Raw genomic sequence first — 24,631 nt, forward strand, 5'->3', positions numbered from 1 at the left:
TTCAATCCTGCGCCATCAGCGCCATGACGGCGTCGCGGGCGCGGGTGGCGAGCTGTTCGCGCGCTTCGCCGCCGGTGCCTTCGGCATGGATCGGCGTGCCGATGCGCAGGCGGATCGTGCCCGGGCGCACGCGGAAGCTGTACGGCGGCAACACCGCGCCCGCTCCCGTCATCGCCACCGGAATCACCGGCACGCCGGTCGACAACGCGACCTGGAACGCGCCCGCCTTGAATTCGCCGACGCGACCGCCGGTGTTGCGCGTGCCTTCCGGGAAGATGCACAGCACGTGGCCGGCTTTCACGATCTCCGCCGCCGCACGCAGGCTCTTCACCATCGACGCCCGGCTGCCGTCGCGTTCGATGAAGCACATGCCCATCGCCTTGGCGTACCAGCCCACGAACGGCACGCGCGTCATTTCCTGCTTGAGCATGAAGCGCAGCGGCACCGGCACCGCGCGGAACAGCGCACAGATGTCGATGATCGACTCGTGCGTCGCCACCAGCACGCAGGGCTTGGACCAGTCGACGTTCTCGACGCCGCGCACGTCGACGCGCGCACCGGCGCCGCCGAGCAGGCCGGGTGCCCATAGCCACGACGCCATGCGCAGCGGCACACGCGCACTGCGGGTGATCGCACGCACGAGCAACGCGAGCGAGATGCAGCCTGCCGTCCACAGCAGCGTGAACGTGAGTTGCACCGCGTTGGCAACGAGCCACGCCGCGCGCAGCGGCCAGGGTTCGACGAGGGTCAGGGATTCGGTGGATGCGGACATGGGTCGCTCAGCGGATGACATCACGCCAGAACGCGGGGCCAAGCGCGGTCAGGCGACGGATGAATTCGGACAGTGTCTTGTAGGGTCGGTCCGGAAAAAGGCGGATGCGCACGATGTACTCGACGACCATCAGCAGGCCGGCAACGCCGTAGTCGAGCAGGTTCGCGAACCATGACCACACGATCTGCGGCACGGTCACGATGGGCGCGTAGCCGAGGCGCACCAGCAACCCGTCCGGCACCGCGATCACGCCGAGCACGCAGTTGGCGAGGCCGATGCCGGTGAGCACCACGGCCCACAGGCGCGTGAGGTTACGCGTATACGTCTTGAGCGGCGGCGCGAGATCGGCGGGTTTGCAATCCTCGAGGCCCGCGACGATCCGGCTGATCAGCGGCACGCGCCCCTCGCGCAGCGTCCGCGCGAAGAACCACGCGACCAGCCACGGGAACAGCACGGGCGGCAGCAACAGCGCGACCGGCAACGGCACCGTCTTCTGCGCGAACCACAGCACGAGCGCCGATACCGCGACGGTCAGCCACGCCCACGCGCGACGCTGGCCGAGCGGCACGACCAGCAGGATCAGCACGATGTCGAGGAGCGCGAGGGCGGCGAGCCGCGGATCGTGCGCCGCGCTCGCGGCATGCGCGAGCAGCGGGTACGCCGCGCTGAGCAGCAGGCGCGCGAGCGCCATGTTCATGTCAGGCCGCGCGGTTGGCCTGGACGTGCTCGCTGAGCGCGCGCAGCGAACCGAAGATGCGACGGTTCTCGTCGCTGTCCGAACGCAGCTGGAAGCCGTAGCGCTTGCTGATCGCGAGCGCGAGTTCGAGCGCGTCGATCGAATCGAGGCCCAGGCCGTCGCCGAACAGCGGCGCGGTCGGTTCGATGTCGGCGGCGTTGACGCCTTCGAGGTTGAGGCTCTGGACGAGCAGTTCGGCGAGTTCGGTTTCGGCGGCAGTCTGGTTCGACATCGGGTCTTCCGTTGTTTCAGGGCTGGCACCATCCGACCGCCGCGGCGCGACCGCAAGCCGTGAACGGTTCAGTTCCGTCGCGACGCGGCGCGCCCGGTATCATCCGGGGCATGAGTGAGGTGCGAAATTGTGCCATCGATGCCCCCGAGGCATGTGATGTGCTGGTGGTCGGCGGCGGACCGGCGGGCAGTACGGTCGCGACATTGCTGGCGCGGGCTGGATGGTCCGTGACCATGCTGGAGAAGGCGGCGCATCCGCGCTTCCACATCGGCGAATCGTTGCTGCCGATGAACATGCCGATCCTGGAACGCCTGGGCGTACTCGAAAAAGTGCGCGAAATCGGCGTGCTCAAGCGCGGCGCGGACTTCCCCGTCGAAGGCGGCCGCTACAACGTCTTCCATTTCGACCATGCCCTGCGCGGCAGCAGCGACTTCGCGTTCCAGGTGAAGCGCGAGGAGTTCGACCAGATCCTGTTCGAACACGCGCGCGAGGCCGGCGTCGATGCGCGTGAGAACACCAAGGTCGGCAAAGTCGAGTTCGGCGATGACGGGCGTCCGGTACGCGTGCATGCGACGGGCCCGGACGGCGCGTACTCGCTGCGCCCGAAGCTGCTGGTCGACGCCACCGGTCGCGACACGCTGCTCGGCGGCGCGCTGAAGTTGAAGAAGCGCAACGATCGGCACCAGTCGGCCGCCGTGTTCAGCCACTACCGCGGCGTCTCGCGTCGCGAAGGCCCGGACGCCGGCAACATCACCGTGTATCGCCACGCGCACGGCTGGATGTGGTTCATCCCGCTGCGCGAGGACGTGATGAGCATCGGTGCGGTGTGTTCACCCGAATACCTCAAGGAACGTGGCGGCGACAGCGAAGCCTTCCTGATGCGCACGATCCTGTCCGTGCCGGAAGCCGCCGAGCGTATGGCCGGCGCCGAACGCGTCGCGCCCGTGCACGCCACCGGCAACTACGCCTACGAATGCACGCGCATGCACGGGCCGGGTTGGCTGATGGTCGGCGACGCCTACGCGTTCGTCGACCCGATGTTCTCGTCGGGTGTGTTCCTGGCCATGCACAGCGCCGAACAGGGCGCCAAGGCGGTCGACGCGGCGCTGCGCGAGCCCGCGCGCGAAGCGTCGATCTTCAAGGCCCTGCAGAAGGAATTCGACACCGGCATCGACGAGTTCAAGTGGTTCATCTACCGCTTTACCTCGCCAACGATGAAGCACCTGTTCGCGAATCCGCGCGACGTCATCGGCGTCGAGCGTGCGGTGGTGTCGATGCTCGCTGGCGACGTGTTCGACGCGCGCCCGGTGGTGTGGCGCCTGCGCATCTTCCGCCTGATCTATTCGCTGACCGCGCTGTCGATGGTCCGCACGGCGGTGCGCAACTGGTTCGCGCGTCGTCGCCAGGCCCGCATGGGCTTCGAAGGCGACACGCTGCAGGGCGCGCCATGACGCTGCCGCTGTCCGTGGGCGCGCCGGCGCTGTCGATGTCCTATTCGCACGAGTCGCTGGACGTGTTGCTCGCGTCGCGCGACGTGCTCGCCGTCGTCGCCTTCGGTGCGAACGCACCCATGTCGGACGATCCGCGCCTGATCCGCGTGGCACTGGAACCGCTGGGCGACGCACCGCTCGAGGTCTGGCGCACGTCGGGCCACGTCGCCGCCGGTCGCATCGACGACCTCGCCTACGCGCACGACGGCACGCTGCTCGTCGCCGCGATGGACGTACCGGAAGTCGATGGCGACATCCGCGCCGCCGCCGAGCACGCCTATGCCGCGCTGCGCAGGCGCACCGCCGACCTCGGCTATCCGCACCTGCTGCGCATCTGGAACTACCTCGACGACATCACCGTCGGCGAGGGCGACGAAGAGCGCTACAAGCATTTCTGCGTCGGTCGCGCCGACGGACTCGGCGAAGCGTTGTCGACGGCAACGTTGCCGGCGGCGACCGCGATCGGCCGCGTGCGTTGCACCGGGCGCCTGCAGGTGTACTGGCTCGCGTCGCGCACCGCCGGCACGCCGCTGGAAAATCCTCGCCAGGTCAGCGCCTACCGCTACCCGCGCCAGTACGGCCCGCAGCCGCCGAGTTTCGCGCGCGCCATGCTGCCGCCGGCACCGATGCCGCTGCTTCTCTCGGGAACCGCGGCGATCCGCGGCCATGAATCGCTGCACGCCGACTGCCCGGACGCGCAGCTCGACGAAACGCTCGAGAACATCCGGTCGCTCGTCGGCGTCGCACGCACGCGTCGACCCGACCTCGCACCCCAACTCGGCGCGGAAACACTGCTCAAGGCCTACGTGCGCGAGGCGGACGAGATCGCGCAGGTCGATGCCGGCCTCGCCGCGCGTGCGCCGGACGCACCGCGCGTGGTGCTGCATGCACGCGTGTGCCGGCGCGAACTGCGCCTCGAAATCGACGGTTGCCACGGGTGAGATGACGCGATGGGATTGATCAGCCTGTTGTGGGGCATCGGCATGCTGCTGTGGATGCTGCTGGCGCTGATTCCGCTACTGGGCGCGATGAACTGGCTGGTGATTCCGTTCGCCGCGTTCGGCGCGATCCTCGGTGCGATCGGGTTCGCGCTGACGCGTCGCGAGAACCGTGGCCGCGCGAAGGCCGGACTCGTGATCAACCTCGTGGTGATCGTGGTCGCGGTGATCCGCCTCCACCTCGGCGGCGGGCTGTTCTGAGCTAGCGCGCGGTCGCAGGCCGCGCGCCGAGCAGCGCCTGCGTGTGGGGATGCGTCGGCGCGGCCAGCACGTCGCGCGTCGATCCGGTCTCGACGATGCGACCCTGCTCCATGACGGCGATGCGCTCGGCGAGCTGCGTCGCGCTGGCGAGGTCGTGGGTGATGAACAACAGCGAGAGCCGACGCTCGCGCTTGAGGCGATCGAGCAGCTTGAGGATCGACAGCCGATGATGCGCGTCGAGCGCGGACACCGCCTCGTCGCAGAGCAGCAGCGCGGGATCGTTGGCGAGCGCACGCGCGATCGCGATGCGCTGGCGCTGCCCGCCGGAGAACTGATGCGGGTGGCGATCGAGCATCGAGGCGTCGAGGCCGACGTCGTGCAGCAGCGCGGCCGCATGCTCGCGCATCCCGTTCGCGTCGCCCACGCCATGCAGCCGCAGCGGTTCGGTGACGAGATCGAGCACGCGCATGCGCGGATCGAGCGATGCGTAGGGATCCTGGAACACGACGCCGATCGCGCGACGCACCTCGCGCAGCGCGCGCGGCGTGAGGTTCAGCAGGTCGACGACGCGGCCGTCGTGATGCAGGCACACCTCGCCTTGCGCACCCCGCGTGAGACGCAATAGCGCGCGGCCGAGCGAGCTCTTGCCGCTGCCACTCTCGCCGACCAGCGCCAGCGCCTCGCCGCGATGCAGGACGAGATCGACGCCGTCGAGTGCATCGCGCGTGGCGCCGGGATACCGAAGGCGAAGGCCGCGGGCTTCGAGCACGACGTCCGAAGGCGCGTCATCGTGTCGTTCTTCGGTGTGGTCGGCACCCAGCGATTCGCTGGCCACGAGGTCGCGTGTGTAGGGGTGTTGCGGCTGCGTCAGGACGTCGCGCGCGTCGCCCTGCTCCACCACGTCGCCACGTCGCAACACCAGTACCTGCTGCGCGTGCGCGGCGACCAGCGGCAGGTCGTGACTGACGAGCAACACGGCGAGGTCGTCGTCGCGTCGCAGCGTGTCGAGCAGCTGCAGGATGTCGCGGGCGATGCGCGCATCGAGTGCGGAGGTCGGCTCGTCGGCGACCAGCACGCGGGGGCGCGTGGCGAGCGCGAGGGCGATCGCGATGCGCTGGCGCTGCCCGCCGGAGAACTCGTGCGGATAGCGGCGCAGTGCGGAGGTCGCATCGGGCACCTGCACGCGATCGAGCAACGTACGCGCCTCGACACTTGCTTCCGCTTTCGACATGCCGCGCACGACGCGCAGCGTTTCGACAAGTTGCGCGCCGACGCGCTTCAGTGGATGCAGCGCCGCCAGCGGATCCTGTGGCACCCATGCGATGCCGCGCCCGGCGAGGGCCTGGTGCGCGGGGGAACGGAACGGGATGTCGCGACCTTCGTAGCTCAGCCACGCCGCCGAATGAAGCCCGTGCGGAAGCTGGCCGAGCAGCGACTGCACGGTCAGGCTCTTGCCGCTTCCGCTCTCGCCGACCAGGGCGGTGCATTGGCCGGCATGCAGTTCGAGCGAAAGCAGTGCAAGCAGGCGGCGATGGGCGTTGTCCACGCGGAGCCGGGATAAATGCAGCAGCGGCGCCGTCATGCGGCGGCCTGCGGACGCGTGCGCACGTCGAGCCAGTCGCGCAGGCCGTCACCGAGCATCTGGAACGCGGCGAGCGTGGTCACGAGGAAGGCGGCGGGAAACAGCAGCGTCCACGGTGCGCTGTCGAGTTCCTGCACGCCGTCGCTCAATAGCGAACCCCAGCTCGCACCGGGTTCGTCGATCGACAGACCGAGGAAGCCGAGGAAGCTTTCGACCAGGATCGCCTGCGGCAGGATCAAGCCGAGGTACACCATCGCCAGCGGCAACAGGTTCGGCACCACGTGCAGGCGCAGGCGCTGCGCGAAGGTCGCGCCCATCGCCTCGGAGGCGAGCACGAACGGTTCATTGCGCAGGCGCGCGGCTTCCGCTCGCATCACGCGCGCGAAGTCGATCCAGACGTAGCCGCCGATCGCCGCGAGCAGCAGCGTCAGCGAGCGGTCGAACAGTGTGAGCAGCAGGATGACGACGAGCAGGAACGGGATCGCGCTGACGACGTCGAGCCCGCGCACCATCAGGCGTTCGACGCGCCCTCCGGCAAGGCCCGCCACGGCGCCATAGGTCAGCCCGATCAGCAGCGCAAGCACGCTCGACAGCACGCCGATGCCGAGCGACAGCCGGCCGCCCGCGAGCGTGCGCGCGAGGACGTCGCGACCGATCGCATCGGTGCCGAAGCCGTGGCGCGCGACACCCGGCGCCACCGACAACGCGTCCCAATCGGGCGTCTGCGCATCGAACGGCAGTAGCCACGGCCCGACCGTGCACACGAGCGCCTGCACGCCGAGGACGGCGAGACTGACGCGGACCAGCGGCGGAAACGGGGAACGCACGGCGCCATCGTAACGGCCCGGTCAAGGCGTCATGCCGGCCGGGCATGAGGTGATGCTGCGCCGCCCTTTCCGCCCGCGGGCGCGCCTCGGCAGATTTCCCACATGGTGACTGGGAAATGCTGACGATGAAGGCCAAGTACGCGATGCGCGCCCTGAGCGCGCTCGCGCAGGCGGACGGCGCGCGGCTTCAGGCGCGGGCGCTCGCCGAGCGCAGCGGCACGCCCGAGAAATTCCTCGAGGCGATCCTGGTCGAGCTGCGTGACGCCGGGCTGGTCGAGAGTCGTCGCGGTCCAGCCGGCGGGCATGCGCTGGCGCGCCCGGCGACGCAGATCATGCTCGGCGACGTGATCCGCGTGATCGACGGCCCGCTTGCTCCGGTGCGTTGCGCCAGCGTCACCGCCTACCGCGCCTGCCCCGAATGCCCCGAGCCTGAGGCCTGCGCGTTGCGCGCCGTGATGCGCGACGCCCGCGACGCGCTGTCGAACGTGCTCGACGCGGTGAGCGTCGGCAGCCTTGCGGCGAACGACGCCCGCACGCTGGAGATCCCCGCATGAGCACCACGCCCTTCCCGCAGGCGACGCCACGGCGCGATCCGCCGCGCCTCGCCATTCCCGTCACCGAAGCCGAGGAAGCCGTGCTCGCCGCCCTGCGCGAACTGCATTTCGGCTCGGTGGAAGTCGTCGTGCATTCCGATCGCATCGTCCAGATCACGCGCAGCCAGAAGCTGCGGGTGGACGGACGCTGACCCCATACGCGCCGACCGGACCACCGGACGCGCGACCAAGAACGTTCGATGCGCACCGCGCGCGAAACCACCTCAACGGAACGCCTCATGACCGCACGTCCCACTCTTCTCGCCGTCGCGTTGCTCGCCGCCACCGGCGTCGCGCATGCGCAGCAACCGCCCCCCACCGTCGACCAGCTGGCCGAGCGCCTGCGCGTGCTCGAGCAGAAGCTCGGCGTGCCAGCTGATGCCACGTCGTCTGACGCCTCCGGCGAATCGCTCGCCGATCTCGACCAGCGCCTGAAAGTCATCGAACGCCAGCTCGAACTGCAGGCCGAGGACGCCGCCAACAAGGCCGCGAGCGCGTCGACGCTCACCGTCAGCGCGGCCAAGGGCGTCTCGTTCAAGTCGCCAGCGGCCGACGGCGTCGAAGTGAAGCTGCGCGGGCTCGTGCAGGGCGATGCGCGCGCGTGGATCGACGACAAGGCGCTGCCGCAGAACGACGGCTTCCTGCTGCGCCGCGTGCAGCCCATCCTCGAAGGCCAGTTCGGCAAGCTCGTCGGCTTCCGCGTCATGCCGGAATTCGCCGGCGACAGCGCGACGATCGCCGACGCCTACATCGACCTGAAGTTCGACCCGCGCGCCACCGTGCGCGCCGGCAAGTTCAAGGCGCCGATCGGGCTGGAGCGCCTGCAGTCGTCGGGTGCGACGACCTTCATGGAACTCGGCTATCCGTCCGAGCTCGCCCCCAACCGCGACTTCGGCGCGCAGCTGCAGGGCGAGTTCACCAACGGCCTGACGTACGCCGTCGGCGCGTTCAACGGCGCGCCGGACGGCCGCGACGCGCCAACGTCGAGCAATCCCGACTCCAAGATCGAGTACGCCGGCCGCGTGTTCTGGGAACCGTTCCGCGAGGACGCGAGCGCACTGTCCGGCCTCGGCTTCGGCATTTCCGCGAGCACGGGCGACGCCGTCGGCACCGGCTCCAACGTGCTGCCGCGCTACCGCACGCCGGGCCAGGTGCAGTTCTTCGGCTACCGCGCCGCGGTGCTCGCGAACGGCGAACGCCGGCGCTGGTCGCCGCAGGCGTACTACTACAACGGCCCGTTCGGGCTGCTCGGCGAATACATCGAGTCGAAGCAGGACCTGCGCGTCGGCACGACGTCGGCCACGCTCGACAACCGCGCCTGGCAGCTCGCCGCGAGCTGGGTGCTCACGGGCGAGGACGCGTCGTATCGCGGCGTAACGCGGCCTAGCCATCCTTTTAACGTCGACGGCGCAGGCTTCGGTGCAGTGGAACTCGCGGCGCGCATCGGCGCCCTGGAGATCGACGACGACGCCTTCCCGCTGTTCGCCGACCCGAATGCGGCCGCACGCCGCAGCCGTGCGTGGACGCTGGGCGTCAACTGGTACCTGACCCAGAACCTCAAGCTCGTCGCCAACTACTCGGAAGCGGACTTCGACGGCGGTGCCGCCGCCGGCGCCGATCGCGAAACCGAGAAGACCTTCTTCACCCGCGCCCAAGTCTCCTTCTGACCGCCGAGGCCTCCCCCATGAAGACCTTGCTCCGCACCGCCGTGCTCGCCGCGACGCTGATCGCCGGCGCCGCGCACGCCAAAGACCTGCAACTGCTCAACGTCTCCTACGACCCGACACGCGAGTTCTACGCGGACGTCAACACGCGCTTCGCCGCCGAGTGGAAGCAGAAGACCGGCGAAACGCTCGACATCCGCGCCTCGCACGGCGGCTCGGGCAAGCAGGCGCGTTCGGTCATCGACGGCCTCGAAGCCGACGTGGTGACGCTCGCGCTTGCCGGCGACATCGACCAGATCGCCGCGAACGCCAAGCTGCTGCCGGCGAACTGGCAGACGCGCCTGCCGCACAACAGCGCGCCGTACACGTCGACGATCGTCCTGCTCGTGCGCAAGGGCAATCCGAAGGGCATCAAGGACTGGGGCGACCTGGTGAAGCCCGGCGTGTCGGTGATCACGCCGAACCCGAAGACCTCGGGCGGCGCGCGCTGGAACTACCTCGCCGCGTGGACGTACGCCTCGCAGCAGTTGCGCGATGGCGACAAGGTCGTCGACTGGATGTCGAAGCTGTTCAAGAACGTGCCGGTGCTCGACAGCGGCGCGCGCGGCGCAACGACGACGTTCGTCGAGCGCGGCATCGGCGACGTGCTGATCGCGTGGGAGAACGAGGCGCTGCTGACGCTTTCGCAGCCGGGCAATGCGGGCAAGTACGAGATCGTCGTGCCGTCGGTGTCGATCCTCGCCGAGCCACCGGTGGCGTGGGTCGACAAGAACGTCGCCAAGCACGGCACGCGTAAGCAGGCCGAGGCCTACCTGCGCTTCCTGTATTCGCCCACCGGCCAGCAACTCGCGGCCAAGCACTTCTTCCGTCCGATCGACACCACCGGCGTGGCCGCCGCGGATCTCGCGCGCTTCCCGAAGGTCAAGCTCGTGACCATCGACGGCGCGTTCGGCGGCTGGAAGAAGGCGCAGGCGCAGCACTTCGCCGACGGCGGCTTCTTCGACCGCATCTATCGCCCGTGACGCTCGCGGCCGCCGCGATCGAAGGCCCGACGCCGCGCACGTCCCGACGTGCGCGGCGCTCGCCGTTGCCGGGCTTCGGGCTGAGTCTTGGGCTCGGCATGGCGTGGCTGGGCGCGGTCGTACTGCTGCCGTTGCTCGCGCTCGCGGTGCGCGCGGCAGGCCTGGGACACGACGGTTGGCTGCGCGCGATCCACGACGAACGCGTGCAGCAGGCGCTGAAGCTGAGCTTCGGCGCATCGTTCGCGGCGGCGGTGGTCGCCTCGCTGGCCGGCGTGTTGATCGCGTGGGTGCTGGTGCGTTATCGCTTTCCCGCGCGGCGCCTGCTCGACGCGCTCGTCGACCTGCCGTTCGCGTTGCCGACCGCGGTCGCCGGCATCGCGCTCACCGCGATCTATTCGCCGAAGGGCTGGGTCGGCCAGTACGCGGAGACGCTCGGCTGGAAGATCGCGTACACGCCGATCGGCATCGTGATCGCGCTGGTGTTCATCGGCCTGCCGTTCGCGGTGCGCACGGTGCAACCGGTGCTGGAAACACTGGGCCGTGAGCAGGAAGAAGCCGCGGCGTCGCTGGGTGCGTCGCGTTTCACGACGTGGCGTCGCGTCGTGCTGCCGGAAGTGCTGCCCGCCGCGCTCACCGGCTTCTCGCTCGCGTTCGCGCGCGCGCTCGGCGAATACGGCTCGGTGATCTTCATCGCCGGCAACCTGCCGTACAAGACGGAGATCGCGCCGCTGCTCATTACGATTCGCCTCGAGGAATACGACTACAACGGCGCGATCGCGATCGCCGCGCTGCTGCTCGTCGCCTCGTTCGTCTGCCTGCTCGCGATCAACGCGATTCCGTCGCTGTTCGCGCATTCGAAGGGAGGCCGCCGTGTCTGAGCGTCATCCCCTCGATGCACCGGCATGGATGCGCTGGCCGCTGATCCTGCTCGCGTTCGTGCTGATGGCCGCGCTGGTCGTGCTGCCGTTGCTGATGGTGCTGAGCGCGGCGTTCGGCGACGGCTTCCGCGCGTGGTGGTCGGCGCTGACCACCGACGACGCGATCGCCGCGCTGAAGCTCACGCTGTTCACCGCCGGCATCGCGGTGCCGCTCAATGCCGTGTTCGGCGTATTGCTCGCCTGGGCGGTGACGCGCTTCGACTTCCGCGGCAAGCGCGTGCTGCTCGCGCTGATCGACCTGCCGTTCGCGGTGTCGCCGGTCGTCGCCGGTCTGTGCCTCGTGCTGCTGTTCGGTTCGCATGGCTGGTTCGCGTCGTTCCTCGAGCAACACGACCTCAAGATCCTGTTCGCGCGTCCCAGCATCGTGCTGGCCACGTTGTTCATCACGTTCCCGTTCGTCGCGCGCGAGCTGATCCCACTGATGCAACAGCAGGGCGCGGACGAGGAACTCGCCGCGCGCTCGCTCGGCGCGGGCGCATGGACGATGTTCCGTCGCGTCACGCTGCCCAACATCAAGTGGGGCCTGCTCTACGGCGTGCTGCTGTGCGCGGCGCGCGCGATGGGCGAGTTCGGCGCGGTGTCGGTGGTGTCGGGCCACATCCGCGGGCTGACCAACACGCTGCCGCTGCACATCGAGATCCTCTACAACGAGTTCGACAGCACCGCAGCGTTCGCCGCCGCGTCGCTGCTGGCCGGCCTCGCCCTCGTCACGCTCATCCTGAAATTCTGGCTGGAGTCCCGCCATGGCGACGCCCTCGCTCGCCCTACCGTTCGCCACTGACCTCGCGCCCGCCGCCGTGAAAACCGCCCGCGCCACCGGCACGCGCCTCACCGTGCGCGGCCTGTCCAAGCATTACGAAGGACTGGCCGCCCTCGACGCCGTCGACCTCGACGTCGGCGCGGGCGAGCTCGTCGCGCTGCTCGGGCCCTCGGGTTCCGGCAAGACCACGCTGCTGCGCGTGATCGCCGGCCTGCTGCAGCCGGACGCCGGCGGGGTGCATTTCGACGACACCGACGCGACGCGGCTCTCATTGCGCGAACGCGGCGTCGGCTTCGTGTTCCAGCACTACGCGCTGTTCCGGCACATGACCGTCGCCGAGAACATCGCGTTCGGCCTGCGCAGCCGGCCGCGGTCGCGTCGCCCGTCCAAGGGGGACATCGCGCGGCGCGTGCAGGAGCTGCTCGCGCTGGTGCAGTTGCCCGAGCACGGCGGTCGCTATCCGGAACAGCTGTCCGGTGGACAGAAGCAGCGCATCGCCCTTGCGCGCGCGCTTGCGATCGAGCCGCGTGTGCTGCTGCTCGACGAGCCGTTCGGCGCGCTCGATGCCAAGGTGCGCGTCGAACTGCGGCGCTGGTTGCGCCGTTTGCATGAGCAGACGGGGCAGACCACGCTGTTCGTTACGCATGATCAGGAAGAGGCATTGGAACTTGCCGATCGCGTGGTTCTGCTGCGCGACGGGCGCATCGAGCAGGTGGGCACGCCGGCGGAGATCTACGACACGCCCGCGTCCGCATTCGCATTCGATTTCATCGGGCGTGCGTCGACGATCGACGGCGAGGTGCGCGACGGCCGCTTCGGCGACGGGCACGCGATCGCCGCGTTGCCGACGGACAGCGCCCCCGGTCGCGCGCGCCTGTACTTCCGGCCGCACGATGCGGCTTTAGCCGATGCGGGCTTCGCCGGGCGCGTCACCGACATCCGCCGTCTGGCGGGCGTCACCACGCTGGAGGTCGCGCTGGCGCGCGGCGGGACGGTGGAGGTGGACGTCGCCAACGATGTCGCGGTGCCGGAGCGCGGCGCGGCGGTGCATGTGAAGCCGCGGCGGTACGGGGTGTTTCCGTACTGACGGGTCGCGGGCGCGTCGCGGTGGCGATGCGCGGGCGCGGTGACCTCGTTCGCTCCTGCCGCGTGGGATCGAGGTCTTCGCCGGGTCGCGCAGATGGGGGCGCAGCCCCTGGAGAGGCGACGCGGCCCGACGGCAGGACGCAAGCGGGTCGCATCCCGCGCGCCGGGGCATTCAGCGTCTCGCATGCCGGTGCCTCCGCGGCGGAGCGTAAACTGCGCGCCATGAGCTACCCCTACGTGCGACCGCGGCGGATGCGCCGCGACGAGTTCTCGCGCCGCCTGATGCGCGAGACGGTTCTCACCGCCGGCGACCTGATCTACCCGGTGTTCGTCCACGAACTGTCCGGCCGCGCGCCGATCGCATCGATGCCCGGCGTCGAGCGGCTGTCGGTCGACGAACTGCTGCGCGTCGCCGAGCAGGCCGTCGAGCTGCGCATTCCCGCGCTCGCGCTGTTTCCGGTCACCGCGCCGGAGGCGAAGTCGCTCGACGCCGCCGCCGCGTGGGACGACGAAGGCCTCGTGCAGCGCGCGGTGTTCGCGCTGAAGTCGCGCTTCCCCGAACTCGGCGTGATCACCGACGTCGCGCTCGACCCGTACACCTCGCACGGTCAGGACGGCCTGATCGACGAGAACGGCTACGTGCTCAACGACGAAACCGTCGATGCGCTGGTGAAGCAGGCGCTGAGCCACGCACGCGCCGGCGCCGACATCGTCGCGCCCAGCGACATGATGGACGGCCGCATCGGCGAGATCCGCGCCGCGCTGGAGATGGACGACCACATCCACACGCGCATCCTCGCCTACAGCGCGAAGTACGCGAGCGCGTTCTACGGCCCGTTCCGCGACGCCGTCGGCAGCGCGACGGCACTCGGCAAGGCCGACAAGAAGACCTACCAGATGGACCCCGCGAACAGCGACGAAGCGCTGCGCGAAGTCTCGCTGGATCTCGCCGAAGGCGCCGACATGATCATGATCAAGCCGGGCCTGCCCTACCTCGACATCGTGCGTCGCGTGAAGGATGAATTCGGCGCGCCCACGTTCGTGTATCAGGTGAGCGGCGAGTACGCGATGCTAAAGGCGGCATCGATGAACGGCTGGCTCGACGAGAAGAAGGTCGCGCTCGAGGCCCTGACGTCGATCAAACGCGCAGGTGCGGACGGCGTGCTGACGTATTACGCGCTGGATGCGGCGCGGTGGATGCGCGAGGGCGCGTAAGCCACTCCTCCTGCACGTGAGGCCGCCTTCGGGCGGCCTCGCTGTTTGTGGCATCGCGCTTCGTTCGGCGCTGCAGAGCGATGACATGATGCGGAACGTAAAAGATGTCGCGCGCGTCAATTTGGACTGCACGCCTTGCGCAACGAGTCAGCGCTACTACGAGCGTTGTACGTGCGACATCGACAACCGACTCAAATCGTAAAGACCCCAAAGGGGCGGCCGACACGATGTCGGCCGTCGCCACCCGAGCCATGGATGGCGAGTGTGGCGATCGCGAGGAGTCATCCGTCGCGAGCTGTAGATTCGTCGAGAAAGGTGCTTTCTTTGGTTATCTTTCTTTGCACCAGCAAAGAAAGTAACTCGGCCGCGTCAGCGGACGAAACGCCCTTGCAGTTTCCAGTCGATAGACGAAATTGCCTTGCACGCGGACGGCGTCATGTCGCACGCAGCTACGCATGTCGCCAAAACATCACCCACAACTCCCATCCCCCCTCACCACCGGCGTAAGCACCCGATAGATGTCGAGCTTCCCCGCCTTCGGTGACGGCGCCGCACCGCTGATCAACATCTCCACCGGACGATTCCAATCGATCGCCGGCGCGAGCGTCCACGCATCCGCGGTATTGAACGCCACCGCCATCGGCACGGCGTCGCCATACGCCTTCGCGCGACACGTCGCGACATAGAGGCGGATCGGCTTCGACTCGACATCTGCGGATCGCGCGAACACCAGCCCGTCGCCATCCCCGATCCACGTGCCATCGAATTCATCGGCGTCCGTCGCGATCCCCGGAACGGTCTTCGCATCGACGAACGCCTTGCCGTTCCACGTCGCCACGAACAGGTCGTGACGACGCGCGCCGGGTTGTCCGTCGCTCGCGAACAACAGGCGGCGACCGTCGCGACTCGGCGTCGGCGCCCATTCGTCGCCGCGCGTGTTGACGCCCGGGCCGAGGTTTTCGGCAGCGCCGATCGCCCCATCCGCCGCGACCGGCGCGCGATAGAGATCGTCGCCGCCTTGCCCGCCGACGCGATCGGAGAAGAAGTAGAGCCAGCGCCCGTCCGCGCTGAACATCGGATCGAATTCCTTGGCGGGCGTGTCGAGTTCGAGCGGCTGCGGGTTCTGCCAGCGGCCGTCGATGCGACGCGCGCGCCAGAGGTCCCAGCCGCCCGGTCCGCCCGCGCGATCGGGGCTGCCCCAGACGATCATCGAGCCATCAGGGCTGACCGTCGCGCGGATCTCGGTGTCGCGCGTGGACACCACGCCCACGCCTTCCATGCCCCACGGCGCGAACGCCGTGCAGGGCATGGCGATGAACAGTGTGGCGAGGACCACGGCGACGCCGCGGGATCGGTGGTGTACGGTGCGCACGCGTGGAATCCGGCAGCCGAGGACCGATGCACCGTAACCGATTCGCCGTGTTCGGCCACCCCGTCGCGCATTCGCGGTCGCCGTTCATCCATGCGGCGTTCGCGGCGCAGTGTGGCATCGACCTCGAGTACACCCGCGTCGATGCGACGCCCGACGACTTCGTGCAGGCGCTCGCAGATTTCGCGCAGGACGGTGGCCGCGGCGCGAACGTCACCCTGCCGCACAAGAATGCGGCCGCGATGCTGTGCGCGACGCGCAGCGAACGCGCCGAGCGCGCGGGTGCGGTGAACACGCTGGTGCGTCTCGACGATGTCGATGGCGCAGCGAGGTGGCATGGCGACAACACCGACGGCGTCGGCTTGGTGCGCGACCTGCGCGATCGCCACGGCGTCGCGCTCGAGGGCGCGTGTCTTCTGCTGATCGGTGCGGGCGGTGCGGCTGCGGGCGTGGCACCGGCCTTGCTCGATGCGGGCGTCGCGACGCTGGCGATCACCAATCGTTCGACGGATCGACTGTCGGCGCTCGCCGAGCGTCTTGCGGATCACCGCGTCGTCGCCTCGCCTTGGTCAATGCACGCGTCACTCGACACCGATGCGACGCCCGATACGCGACCCATCGACATCGTCATCAACACCACGTCCGCCGCGCGCAGCGATGCGGACGTGACGTGGCCGTTTCCCGCCGCATTGTCGAACGGCTGGACCGCCGTCGACCTCGGTTACGGCGACACGGCGCGCGCGTTCCTCGACGCCGCCACGCAAGCTGGCGCCGCCACATGCATCGACGGCCTCGGCATGCTGGTCGAGCAGGCTGCAGAAAGCTTCCGCCTGTGGCACGGCGTCATGCCCGACACCGCGCCGGTCTACGCCGCGTTGCGCCACGATCGCGATCGCACGTGACCGCGTTCGCGTGTCGCGCCGGCTGCGCGGCCTGCTGCATCGCGCCGTCGATCAGCTCGCCGATCCCGGGCATGCCGCAGGGCAAGCCTGCGGGCGTGCCCTGCGTGCAGCTCGATGCGCATCTGCGTTGCCGCCTGTTCGGCGACCCGCGACGGCCGGCGGTGTGCGCGTCGCTGCAACCGTCCGCGTCGATGTGCGGCCTCGATCGCGACGACGCACTGCGCAGGCTCGCGCGCCTCGAAACGGACACCGCGCCTTACTGATAGGTGCGGCCGCGCCAGCGCAGCCAGCCGTCCCGATGACTGCCGTGCGGATCGCGGTGGGTCCAGTGCAGCGCACCGCCTTTCGGATTCCAGACGTAGTCGCCGCGGAAGTCGACGCGGTCACCGACGGCGAGCCCGTCCAGTCGCGGCGCCAGCGCGATGTTGTGCGCGACCAGCACGGTGGTGCCGTCGTCGAGGCGCAGCAGGAAACGCTGGTGCGGGTTGCCTTCGCGGTCGTCGGCGAGCATACGCACGACCTCGCCATGACCGTCGACCGGCGCGTCCTGCGCATGCGCACGGACGGCGGCGAGCACCGAATCGCCGGTCGACGATGCGTCCCGCCCGCGTGGACGTGGCGCGCGTTCGGCGTCCGCCGCGTCCGCATGACCGGGCACGGCCGCTGGCGACGACGGCGCGCGCGAAAGCGGTCCACGCGCGGCGACCCAGGCGGCGCCGGCGGCAAGCAACAGCGTGACGAGGGTCGCAGGTCGACGCACCGTAATCTTCCGAGTCGCACCATCGGGCCGCAGCGGAGCCCGTTCTGCGATGCATCGTGCCATCGTCGGACGCGTCGCGTTAACAACGTAAGCGGCACAATGCGCCCCCGCCCGACGAAGGCGGCGCTTTACACAGGGGACCAGGCCGACCGGCCCTCACCGCGTTGCCCCCCGAGGAACCCGATGCACGAGCACCCCCGCAACCTCCGCGCCGTCGACCCCTTGGATCGCGTGATCGAGATCGATCCGAGCTGGCTCGATTTCGGCCCCGATGATCCGTTGGACGCCGCACGTTGGATCAATCCGTGCGCCGCCTGCGGCGAAGAGGCATCGCTGGAGTTCAACGGCGAGCGCTGGCAGGTGACGTGCACTTGCGGCCAGTGCGGCGGCCCCGGCCAGCTGGCGGCGATCGCCGCGGTGAACTGGAACAAGTCGCCGCTGTCGCGGCATCCGCATTACGAGTCGCTGCCCTTCTTCGCACTCGAGGGCCTGTCGGTGCCGCGCGCCCGCGAGAAGCTGGGCCGCATCCGCGAATACCTCGAAGAGCAGAAGCGCCGCTGCGAACGCCGCATCCGCGAGCGCGAACCGTTCGGCCACCGCTACTTCCAGCGCATCCGCGCCTACCTCGCCTGGACGATCTACGCCCAGGGCCTGCTGCGCGAGACCGAGAACGCACTGTTCGACGACGTCGCGCAGACGGCGCCGCGCGTCGCCTGAGGCGAGCGCCGACCGGGTCGCGTTGCGTCGATCCCGACGCACGAGCGTTCGTCCAGACCACGATGGCCCGCCGCGCGATCGCGGCCGATGCGCTCGCGCTACAGCAGCCCGTCGCGCTTCACCGACAGATACTTCTCGACCAACGCAGCGGGCAACTGCGCGCAGGTGACGTCGAGCACGAGCACGCCGTGGCTGCGCAGCGCGTCATGCGCTTCGGCGCGGCGCGCAAGGTATTGCGCCGTGGCGCCGGCGGTGAGTGCGCCGGGCAGGTCGCCGACGTCGGCGGCCAGCGCGGTGTCGAGCGCGGCTTCGCGCAGGCTGGCGATGCAGACGAGATGGCGACGACGCAGCAGCTGCACCGCCGCGAGCACGTCGTCCATGTCCTCGTCGCGCAGGTTGGTGACCATCATCACCAGCGACCGTCGCTGCTGACGCAGCGCGATTTCGGTTGCGGCCGCGAGGAAGTCGGTGGCGACGGGTCGCGGTTGCAGCGCATAGGTCGCGCGCATCAGGCGATCGATCGCCGCGGCGCCGCGCTGGGGCGGCACCCACGCGGCATCACCGCCGCTGGCGAGCAGACCGACGCCGTCGCCCTGCCGCAGCGCCAGCCACGCAACGACCAGCGCGGCGTCCAGCACGTGGTCGAAATGGCTCATCGCGTCATCGCGCGCGAGCAGTCGGCGACCGGTGTCGAGCATCAGCATGACCTGCTGGTTGCGCTCGTCCTGGTACTCGCGCGAGATCAGGCGACGCGTGCGTGCCGTCGCCTTCCAGTCGATCTGCCGCATCGAATCGCCGACGCGGTAGTCGCGCATCTGGTGGAAGTCGGTGCCCTCGCCGCGACGGCGCTTGATGTGCGCGCCGACCAGTCGCGATGCCTGGTCGGCACTGAACATCGCGAACTTGGCCAGCGGCGCGAAATTGGGGAACACGCGCACGTGCTGCGCGCGGCCGACGACGACATCGCGCCACAGCAGGCGCCAAGGTGACCGCACGCGCAGTTGCACGCCGTCGAAGTTGAAGTCGCCGCGTTCCTGCGGCGTCAGCCTGTAGTCGATCGAGGTCTCGACGCCGCGTCGCAACTCGATACGACGCGGCAGGTCACGCACGCGCCAACTACCCGGATGCAGGTCGAAGACGTCGGCCGTGAACCGACGCGGCACGACGTCGTCGAAATGCAGCGTGACACCGGTTTCCACGCCGACCGGCCAGGTCTCCGGCATCTCGCGCCGCACGTTCGGCGGGCGCAGCCGCAACAGGCCGAGCGCATCGACAACCGTCAGCGTTCCGAGTGCGATGCCCGCCCACACCCACGCGTCGCGATCGACATACGACAGCAGCGCCGCCGCACCGATCGCCGACCACGCGGCGAGCAGCACGAACAGCGGCGTCGCAGGACGCGGAAGCCGGGTGCGCGAAGCACTCACTGGCGCGGTGCTTCCACGCGCGCGAGCAGCGCCTTCAGCACGGTGTCGGTGGACTGGCCTTCGAGTTGCAGCTCCGGCGACAGGCCGATGCGATGGCGCAGCGCGGGCAGCGCGACTTCGCGCACGTCGTCCGGCGTCACGAAATCACGGCCGGACAGCACCGCCTGCGCCCGCGCGCAGCGCACCAGTGCGATCGAACCGCGCGGCCCGGCGCCCAGCGCGATGCCGGCCCAGTCGCGCGTGCTCGCCGCGATGCGCACGGCGTAGTCGACGATCGCGTCGTCGACGTGCAGCTGCGCGGTCGCGTTCTGCATGGCGACGATGTCGTCCGGGCCGAGCACGCGCGGCACGCTGGAGAGATCGAACGTGCTCGCCGCGCCGCGGCTGACGTCGGCCACCATGCGCACTTCGTCCGCACGCGACGGATAGCCGATCAGGACCTTGAGCAGGAAGCGGTCGAGCTGCGCTTCGGGCAGTGGATACGTGCCTTCGTGTTCGAGCGGGTTCTGCGTGGCCAGCGCCATGAACGGTGGCGGCAACTGGAAGCTCTGGCCCTCGATCGTGACCTGGCGCTCGGCCATCGCTTCGAGCAACGCGGCCTGCGTCTTCGCTGGCGCGCGGTTGATCTCGTCGGCGAGCAGCAGGTTGGTGAACACCGGGCCGCGACGGATCGAGAACGTCTCCGTCTTCGGATCCCACACCGCGTGGCCGCTGATGTCGCTGGGCATGAGGTCGGGCGTGAACTGCACGCGCGCGTGCTGGCAGTCGATGGCCTGCGCGAGCGCGCGCACCAGCAGCGTCTTGCCGAGACCGGGCACGCCTTCGATGAGCACGTGGCCGCCGGCGAGCAGCGCGACGAGGATCTGTTCGAGCACGTCGGGCTGCCCGATGAAGGCGCCGGACACCGCGTCGCGCAGGCGCGCGGCGGACTCGGCGAGCGCGTCGCCGGTGAGCGGGGTGGCAGCGGTATCGGTCATAGCCGGTTTCTCATGCGGACAAGAGTGGCGATGCGCGTGACGAGCGCTTTCGCGTCACGCGGATCGGGAGGAGTTAGGGCGTCGGTGACCTGCGCTTCCGACAGGCCGGTGCGCTCGACCAGCCGCAGCACCTGCAGGTGGCCTTCGAGCGCGGCCGCCTGCGGATCGCGGCGGCGCAGGCGCGCCTGGAACGCATCGAGCAGCGCCGCGTGCAGCACATCGGCGCTTCCGTAGCGCCACTGGTGCTGGCCGCTCGCGGCGACGTGTTCGAGCAGCGAGCGACGCTCGAGCGCCGGCGACGGAATCTGCGGACCGAAGCGGCGCATGCGCGCCCACAGCCAGCCTGCGAGCAGCAGCGTCAGCGGCAGCCACACCGGCCAGCCGCGACGCAGCATCATCAGCCACAGCGACGGCATGTCGCTGCTGTGCACCAGATGCACGACGCCGTGCACGTCGCCGCCGGAGATCAGCTGGTGGGCGAACGCCGCATTGGCGCGACGTTGCAGGTGGTCGGTGTCGAGGAATTCCAGCGAGCCGACCACGTCGATGCTGCCGTTGCCGACGCGCACGCGTGCGAGCACGTCGCCCTCGTCATCGCCCAGGTGCTGCGCGGTGCCGGCCGGCGGGTCGAAGCGTCGCGTGCTGCAGAGCTCGTAGATCGCGGTGTCGCCGTCGCCCACGCAGCCGCCGGTGCCGCGACGCACGCGCACGCCAATGTCATCGAGCAGCGGCACCGCGATGTGCTTGTCGTCGCCGCGATCTTCGGCGTGACGGACGAAGGCGCCGAACGCGGCATCAGCCGCCGGCACGGCGACGATGAGATGACCGCCGCGACGCACCCAGTCGAGCAAGGCATCGCGCGTCGGTGTCGCCAGGCTGCGCAGGTCGCCGTCGTACAGCACGGTGTCGTTCGACGCCGGGTGCATGGCGTCGAGCGATAGGCGGCGCCACGTGTGTGCGCGACGGCCGTCCTTCTCCAAGGCGACGCGCAGGCCGAACAGCGGGTTGGTCACCGCCTCGCCGGTGCGCGGCAGATCGATCCATTCCTCGCTGCGTTCGTAGGTGTGCAGCCACCACGCGACGATCGCCGCGACCAGGCCCGCACCCAGCACGATCAGCAGGAGGTGCAGCCGCTTCATGCGCGCCACCCGAACTGCAGCGCGGCATCGCCGAGCACGGTCTCGAATTCGTCATTCGACGGTAGGCGTTCGGCCCAGGCCGCGTACTGCCACAGGCGCACGACGCGCGCGAAGGCGCGGCGCGGCGAGTCGGGCAATGCCTGCGACGCGCGCAGGCATTGCGATTCGGTGGCGCCCGGCGGCAGCACGCGATCGGTCGCACCGAGCATCGCCTCGACCGCCGCGCGGTACAGCAGCGCCAGCGCATCGCGCGCCTGGCCCGCCGCCCACAGGCGTCGCACGCTGCTGACGATGTCCGGCGGCAGCGGCTCGGGCTCCGCGATCGCATGCTCGACGGCGGCCGCCGGCGCGACGCGCGGCTCGCGCACGATCTCGCGCAGCGACGGCCACCAGCGATACAGCAGCCACGCGATCAGCAGCACCAGCGCGCCGGCCAACGCCCACATCACGCCTTCACCGGCGACGCCGATCGCCTTGCCGAGGCCGACCAGCCATTCCGGCAGGCGACGCTGCCTCGGTTCATCGGGCTTCGGCGGATGCTTGGGCTTCCACGTCGACACCTTGCGCTGCGGATGCAGGCGTGGATCCTGGAAGGCACGATCGACCGCCCCTTCGAAGCGCGTCGCGTCCCGGTATTCGCTGCCGAACGCACGCTGCAGCGCGCTGGTGTCGTGCACCGGCAGCGGACACTGCGCCATGCGGCCCTCGGCGGCGGACGATGTGCGCGGTGCGAGAATCGCGCATGCCACCAGCATCAGTGCCGTGCTCGCCGCGAGCAGGCGCCCACGCAGGCGGCGGAACGCGAGTTCGATGTCCCAGCCTTCGATCTCGGTGCGACGGTTGAGGTACTGGCCGAAGCCGCTGCCGACGTAGAACGGCTCGAGCACGCACGTCGCCGTCCACACCAGCGTGTTCTCGATCAGCAGCAGCCACGCCGGCGACTCGCGCAGGTGCAGCCACAGGTTCTGGAAAGCCAGCTGCACGAATTCGTTGGGAATGAACATCAGCGCGAGCGCGGCGAAGCCGAACACCAGCGCCGCCTCGAAATTCGCGAACACCAGCAGGCACAGCGACGCCACGCCGTAGGCCGGACCGGCGAGCACGCGGCGTCGCGCGCCGGCCTGCGCGGCCGGGCCGCCTTCCAGCACGTCGACGGGCATCAGCAGCGCGCGCGCAGGACTCAGGCGGCGCCACATCAGGTAACCGAACATCGCCCGCGTGCCGCCACGAAACGCGTTGCGCAATGTCGTGCGCGTGCCCGGCACTTCGCCGAACACCGCGCGCGACAGCACGAACAGCGGCACGCGGTCGAAGAGCGGCTTCAGCCACCACATCACGAACATCGCCACCGCCGGCTTGCCCCACAGCCAGCACAGCGCATTGACCACCGCGAATGCGGGCAACGTGCACGCCAGCCACGGCCGCCAGATCGCGCGCGCATGACGACGCACGAGCGCGGTGCCGAGTTCGATCGCCTCCCACGACGAACGCGGGCGCAGCGCCACGGTGAGATCGTCGATCCTCATGCCTGCGGTCCTTCGAGCTCGCCCGGCAACAAGCCGCGACCGCCGCGCCACAGCCACAGGCCGACCAGCGACCACAGCATCGCGGCCACCGAGTACTTCACCGCCGCCGGCATCCAGCCGATCGACGACCAGAACGCTTCGAGGAAGGCGGCGATCACCAGCATCGCGAACACGCCCGCGCTGAGCAGGGCGCCACGGCGTCCGGCTTCGATCAACGCGTCGATGCGCCGCTGCTGTCCCGGCGCGAGCATGCGCAGGCCGATCTGCAGACCGGCGCCGCCGGCAATGACGATCGCGGTGAGCTCGAACGCCGAATGCCCGCAGACGAAGCGCCAGAAGGGATCACCGCGACCCACGGCCTGCAGATGACCGGCAACGCCGCCGATGATCAGGCCGTTCTGCAGCAGCACGAAGATCGAGCCGATGGCGGCGAGTGCGCCGCTCGCAAACGTTTTGAACGCGATCGAAATGTTGTTGAAGATGTAGAAACCGAACATCGCGATGTCGGTGCCGCTGTCGCGACCGAGCTTGCGCGCGGCGTCGGCCGGGTCGTACATCGATTCGAACTGCGCGAGCATTTCCGGCGGGAAGATCGCCGACGACAGATCCGGATCGATCTGGATCGCCGCGAATACGAGAATGCCCGGCACGTACAGCATGATCGCGGCAGCGAGCATGCATCGCCATTCCTCGCGAACGAGACGCGGGAAACCGCCGAGGAAGAACGCCGCCACACGACGCCACCGCGGTGCCGGTGTGCGATACAGCACCGCGTGGCCGCGCTGCATCAGCGCCTGCAGGCGCGCGGTGACCTGCGTGCTGTAGCCGCGTCGAGCCGCGAGCGCGAGCTGCTGGGTCAGGCGGCGGTAGCGTGCGGGGATTTCACTGTCGGGAATCGCGCCCGCATCGCGCGTCGTGCGGGCCCGGCGCGCACTGTCGCCGCGCGTGTCGAGCCAACGCTCGAATGCGTCCCATTCGGCGCGGTGGCGGGCGACGAAGGCGTCCTGCTTCACAGTCGACGCCCCAGCAGCCAGGCCGCGATCGCATATAGCGCTTCGGCCGCGCGCGACCCCCGCGCCTGCACCAGCGGCGCCGCGAGATCGGCGAGTTCGTCGCGACGCGCAACCGTCAGTGCCGGCGCGCGTTCGGCGAAATCGACGATCGCCGCCTGTTCCGCCGGCTGCAGCGGCACCCGCGGCGGATGCGGTACTACGACCGGGGCGGCATCGCTTGACGTTTCGGGCAGCAAATGCACGACCAGCGTGCCCGCGACCATGTCACCCAGCCGGCGCGCGGCGGGATCAGCGAGGCAGGCGACGAGGCCGAAGGCGTAGCCGAACGGCAGCATGTCGACGACGCGCAGCAGGTTGCGGGTGAACGACGCACGCCAGCCGATCGGCGCACCGTCGGCGGCGATCACGCGCAGGCCCAGCGCGCGCTTGCCGGGCGAGCGCCCGTCGAGCAGCACTTCGCAGGCGACCGGATAGAACCAGTACAGCAGGAAGGCGACCACCATCATCACGCCCGCACCCGCGCCGCCCAGCAGGCCGAGCACCATCGACAGCGCGAGCAGTACCGCAACGCGGATGGCGAAATCGATGGCCCACGCCAGTGCACGCGGCACCGGACCGGCGACCGGCAGATGCAGCGCGACGCCTTCGGGCGTCACGACGTCGTGGTGGGTGTCGAGCAGCATGC

General features: G+C 69.6%; 27 protein-coding genes. 14 read left to right on the plus strand and 13 right to left on the minus strand.

Annotated elements, in window-relative coordinates; all coding sequences use genetic code 11:
* Position 1 precedes the first annotated feature (1 nt).
* From DWG18_RS12755 to DWG18_RS12765, 3 genes are read right to left on the minus strand one after another with little or no spacing between them, the layout of a single operon-like run.
* Entirely contained in the window at positions 2-772 is a 771-nt protein-coding gene (locus DWG18_RS12755; RefSeq protein WP_115647537.1) for a lysophospholipid acyltransferase family protein, read from the minus strand.
* A 7-nt stretch (positions 773-779) separates the two neighbouring features.
* Complete coding sequence (locus DWG18_RS12760; RefSeq protein WP_240318528.1) at positions 780-1,469, minus strand: ketosynthase; 690 nt, start codon at positions 1,467-1,469, stop codon at positions 780-782.
* A 1-nt stretch (position 1,470) separates the two neighbouring features.
* Entirely contained in the window at positions 1,471-1,740 is a 270-nt protein-coding gene (locus DWG18_RS12765) for a phosphopantetheine-binding protein (protein WP_115647538.1), read from the minus strand.
* Positions 1,741-1,850: 110 nt separating this feature from the next.
* Between DWG18_RS12765 and DWG18_RS12770 the strand changes: the two genes are divergently transcribed.
* The 3 genes from DWG18_RS12770 to DWG18_RS12780 are packed head-to-tail and all read left to right on the plus strand — an operon-like array spanning position 1,851 to position 4,429.
* Positions 1,851-3,191 (plus strand): NAD(P)/FAD-dependent oxidoreductase, encoded by a 1,341-nt coding sequence (locus tag DWG18_RS12770; protein WP_115647539.1) that lies wholly within the window; start codon positions 1,851-1,853, stop codon positions 3,189-3,191.
* Positions 3,188-4,171: a pteridine-dependent deoxygenase gene (locus DWG18_RS12775; RefSeq protein ID WP_240318529.1), complete on the plus strand. Its 984-nt coding sequence runs from the start codon at positions 3,188-3,190 to the stop codon at positions 4,169-4,171. The genes DWG18_RS12770 and DWG18_RS12775 overlap by 4 nt, the downstream gene beginning before the upstream one ends.
* Before the next feature lie 9 nt (positions 4,172-4,180).
* Positions 4,181-4,429, plus strand: coding sequence for a hypothetical protein (locus DWG18_RS12780; RefSeq protein ID WP_115647540.1), 249 nt, complete (start codon positions 4,181-4,183; stop codon positions 4,427-4,429).
* A 1-nt stretch (position 4,430) separates the two neighbouring features.
* On the opposite strand, the gene DWG18_RS12785 is transcribed toward DWG18_RS12780, so the two are convergent.
* A complete protein-coding gene (locus DWG18_RS12785) occupies positions 4,431-5,975 on the minus strand; it encodes an ABC transporter ATP-binding protein (RefSeq protein WP_205289354.1) in 1,545 nt (514 codons plus the stop codon).
* Between the two features lie 32 nt (positions 5,976-6,007).
* Positions 6,008-6,838 carry an ABC transporter permease gene (locus DWG18_RS12790; protein ID WP_115647542.1) on the minus strand — a complete coding sequence of 277 codons (831 nt, stop codon included), beginning with the start codon at positions 6,836-6,838 and terminating at the stop codon, positions 6,008-6,010.
* A gap of 125 nt (positions 6,839-6,963) precedes the next feature.
* On the opposite strand from DWG18_RS12790, the gene DWG18_RS12795 reads away from it, so the two are divergent.
* The 8 genes from DWG18_RS12795 (at position 6,964) to hemB (ending at position 14,116) form a co-directional block, all read left to right on the plus strand.
* Positions 6,964-7,392: an Rrf2 family transcriptional regulator gene (locus tag DWG18_RS12795; protein ID WP_205289355.1), complete on the plus strand. Its 429-nt coding sequence runs from the start codon at positions 6,964-6,966 to the stop codon at positions 7,390-7,392.
* Positions 7,389-7,583 (plus strand): YezD family protein, encoded by a 195-nt coding sequence (locus DWG18_RS12800; RefSeq protein WP_115647544.1) that lies wholly within the window; start codon positions 7,389-7,391, stop codon positions 7,581-7,583. The genes DWG18_RS12795 and DWG18_RS12800 overlap by 4 nt, the downstream gene beginning before the upstream one ends.
* 87 nt (positions 7,584-7,670) lie before the next feature.
* On the plus strand, positions 7,671-9,098 hold the full coding sequence (locus DWG18_RS12805) for a porin (RefSeq protein ID WP_162823838.1): 1,428 nt from the start codon (positions 7,671-7,673) through the stop codon (positions 9,096-9,098).
* A gap of 17 nt (positions 9,099-9,115) precedes the next feature.
* Positions 9,116-10,117, plus strand: a complete 1,002-nt coding sequence (locus DWG18_RS12810; RefSeq protein ID WP_115647546.1) for a sulfate ABC transporter substrate-binding protein — start codon at positions 9,116-9,118, stop codon at positions 10,115-10,117.
* Positions 10,118-10,134: 17 nt separating this feature from the next.
* Positions 10,135-10,995: a sulfate ABC transporter permease subunit CysT gene (gene cysT / locus DWG18_RS12815; RefSeq protein WP_255417423.1), complete on the plus strand. Its 861-nt coding sequence runs from the start codon at positions 10,135-10,137 to the stop codon at positions 10,993-10,995.
* Positions 10,996-11,023: 28 nt separating this feature from the next.
* Positions 11,024-11,836: a sulfate ABC transporter permease subunit CysW gene (gene cysW, locus DWG18_RS12820; protein ID WP_115647547.1), complete on the plus strand. Its 813-nt coding sequence runs from the start codon at positions 11,024-11,026 to the stop codon at positions 11,834-11,836.
* On the plus strand, positions 11,799-12,902 hold the full coding sequence (locus tag DWG18_RS15600) for a sulfate/molybdate ABC transporter ATP-binding protein (protein WP_115647548.1): 1,104 nt from the start codon (positions 11,799-11,801) through the stop codon (positions 12,900-12,902). The genes cysW and DWG18_RS15600 overlap by 38 nt, the downstream gene beginning before the upstream one ends.
* Positions 12,903-13,123: 221 nt before the next feature.
* The gene (gene hemB / locus DWG18_RS12830; protein WP_115647549.1) at positions 13,124-14,116 is read left to right on the plus strand and encodes a porphobilinogen synthase; all 993 of its coding nucleotides are present in this window, start codon (positions 13,124-13,126) and stop codon (positions 14,114-14,116) included.
* A gap of 469 nt (positions 14,117-14,585) precedes the next feature.
* Here hemB and DWG18_RS12835 read toward each other — a convergent pair whose 3' ends face one another.
* Entirely contained in the window at positions 14,586-15,488 is a 903-nt protein-coding gene (locus DWG18_RS12835) for a TolB-like protein (protein WP_240318530.1), read from the minus strand.
* A 26-nt stretch (positions 15,489-15,514) separates the two neighbouring features.
* Between DWG18_RS12835 and aroE the strand changes: the two genes are divergently transcribed.
* Together aroE and DWG18_RS12845 are read left to right on the plus strand one after the other, a co-directional pair.
* Positions 15,515-16,387 (plus strand): shikimate dehydrogenase, encoded by an 873-nt coding sequence (gene aroE / locus DWG18_RS12840; RefSeq protein ID WP_115647550.1) that lies wholly within the window; start codon positions 15,515-15,517, stop codon positions 16,385-16,387.
* Positions 16,384-16,650, plus strand: a complete 267-nt coding sequence (locus tag DWG18_RS12845; RefSeq protein ID WP_162823839.1) for a YkgJ family cysteine cluster protein — start codon at positions 16,384-16,386, stop codon at positions 16,648-16,650. The genes aroE and DWG18_RS12845 overlap by 4 nt, the downstream gene beginning before the upstream one ends.
* Here the strand turns inward: DWG18_RS12845 and DWG18_RS12850 are convergent.
* Positions 16,644-17,147, minus strand: coding sequence for a DUF3465 domain-containing protein (locus DWG18_RS12850; RefSeq protein ID WP_205289356.1), 504 nt, complete (start codon positions 17,145-17,147; stop codon positions 16,644-16,646). The two genes, DWG18_RS12845 and DWG18_RS12850, sit on opposite strands and share 7 nt — an antisense overlap.
* 183 nt (positions 17,148-17,330) lie before the next feature.
* Here DWG18_RS12850 and DWG18_RS12855 point away from each other — a divergent pair, with 183 nt between their 5' ends.
* Positions 17,331-17,864, plus strand: a complete 534-nt coding sequence (locus DWG18_RS12855) for a hypothetical protein (RefSeq protein ID WP_115647553.1) — start codon at positions 17,331-17,333, stop codon at positions 17,862-17,864.
* A 98-nt stretch (positions 17,865-17,962) separates the two neighbouring features.
* On the opposite strand, the gene DWG18_RS12860 is transcribed toward DWG18_RS12855, so the two are convergent.
* The 6 genes from DWG18_RS12860 to DWG18_RS12885 are packed head-to-tail and all read right to left on the minus strand — an operon-like array spanning position 17,963 to position 24,629.
* Positions 17,963-19,291 (minus strand): DUF58 domain-containing protein, encoded by a 1,329-nt coding sequence (locus DWG18_RS12860; RefSeq protein WP_240318531.1) that lies wholly within the window; start codon positions 19,289-19,291, stop codon positions 17,963-17,965.
* Entirely contained in the window at positions 19,288-20,268 is a 981-nt protein-coding gene (locus tag DWG18_RS12865) for a MoxR family ATPase (protein ID WP_115647554.1), read from the minus strand. The genes DWG18_RS12860 and DWG18_RS12865 overlap by 4 nt, the downstream gene beginning before the upstream one ends.
* A complete protein-coding gene (locus tag DWG18_RS12870; RefSeq protein ID WP_162823840.1) occupies positions 20,265-21,407 on the minus strand; it encodes a DUF4350 domain-containing protein in 1,143 nt (380 codons plus the stop codon). The genes DWG18_RS12865 and DWG18_RS12870 overlap by 4 nt, the downstream gene beginning before the upstream one ends.
* Positions 21,404-22,933 (minus strand): DUF4129 domain-containing protein, encoded by a 1,530-nt coding sequence (locus tag DWG18_RS12875; RefSeq protein ID WP_115647556.1) that lies wholly within the window; start codon positions 22,931-22,933, stop codon positions 21,404-21,406. Before DWG18_RS12875 ends, DWG18_RS12870 begins: the two co-directional genes overlap by 4 nt.
* A complete protein-coding gene (locus DWG18_RS12880; RefSeq protein WP_115647557.1) occupies positions 22,930-23,946 on the minus strand; it encodes a stage II sporulation protein M in 1,017 nt (338 codons plus the stop codon). Before DWG18_RS12880 ends, DWG18_RS12875 begins: the two co-directional genes overlap by 4 nt.
* The gene (locus DWG18_RS12885; protein ID WP_115647558.1) at positions 23,943-24,629 is read right to left on the minus strand and encodes an RDD family protein; all 687 of its coding nucleotides are present in this window, start codon (positions 24,627-24,629) and stop codon (positions 23,943-23,945) included. The genes DWG18_RS12880 and DWG18_RS12885 overlap by 4 nt, the downstream gene beginning before the upstream one ends.
* Positions 24,630-24,631 lie beyond the last annotated feature (2 nt).

The organism is Lysobacter sp. TY2-98 (assembly GCF_003367355.1).
Lineage (GTDB): Bacteria > Pseudomonadota > Gammaproteobacteria > Xanthomonadales > Xanthomonadaceae > Cognatilysobacter.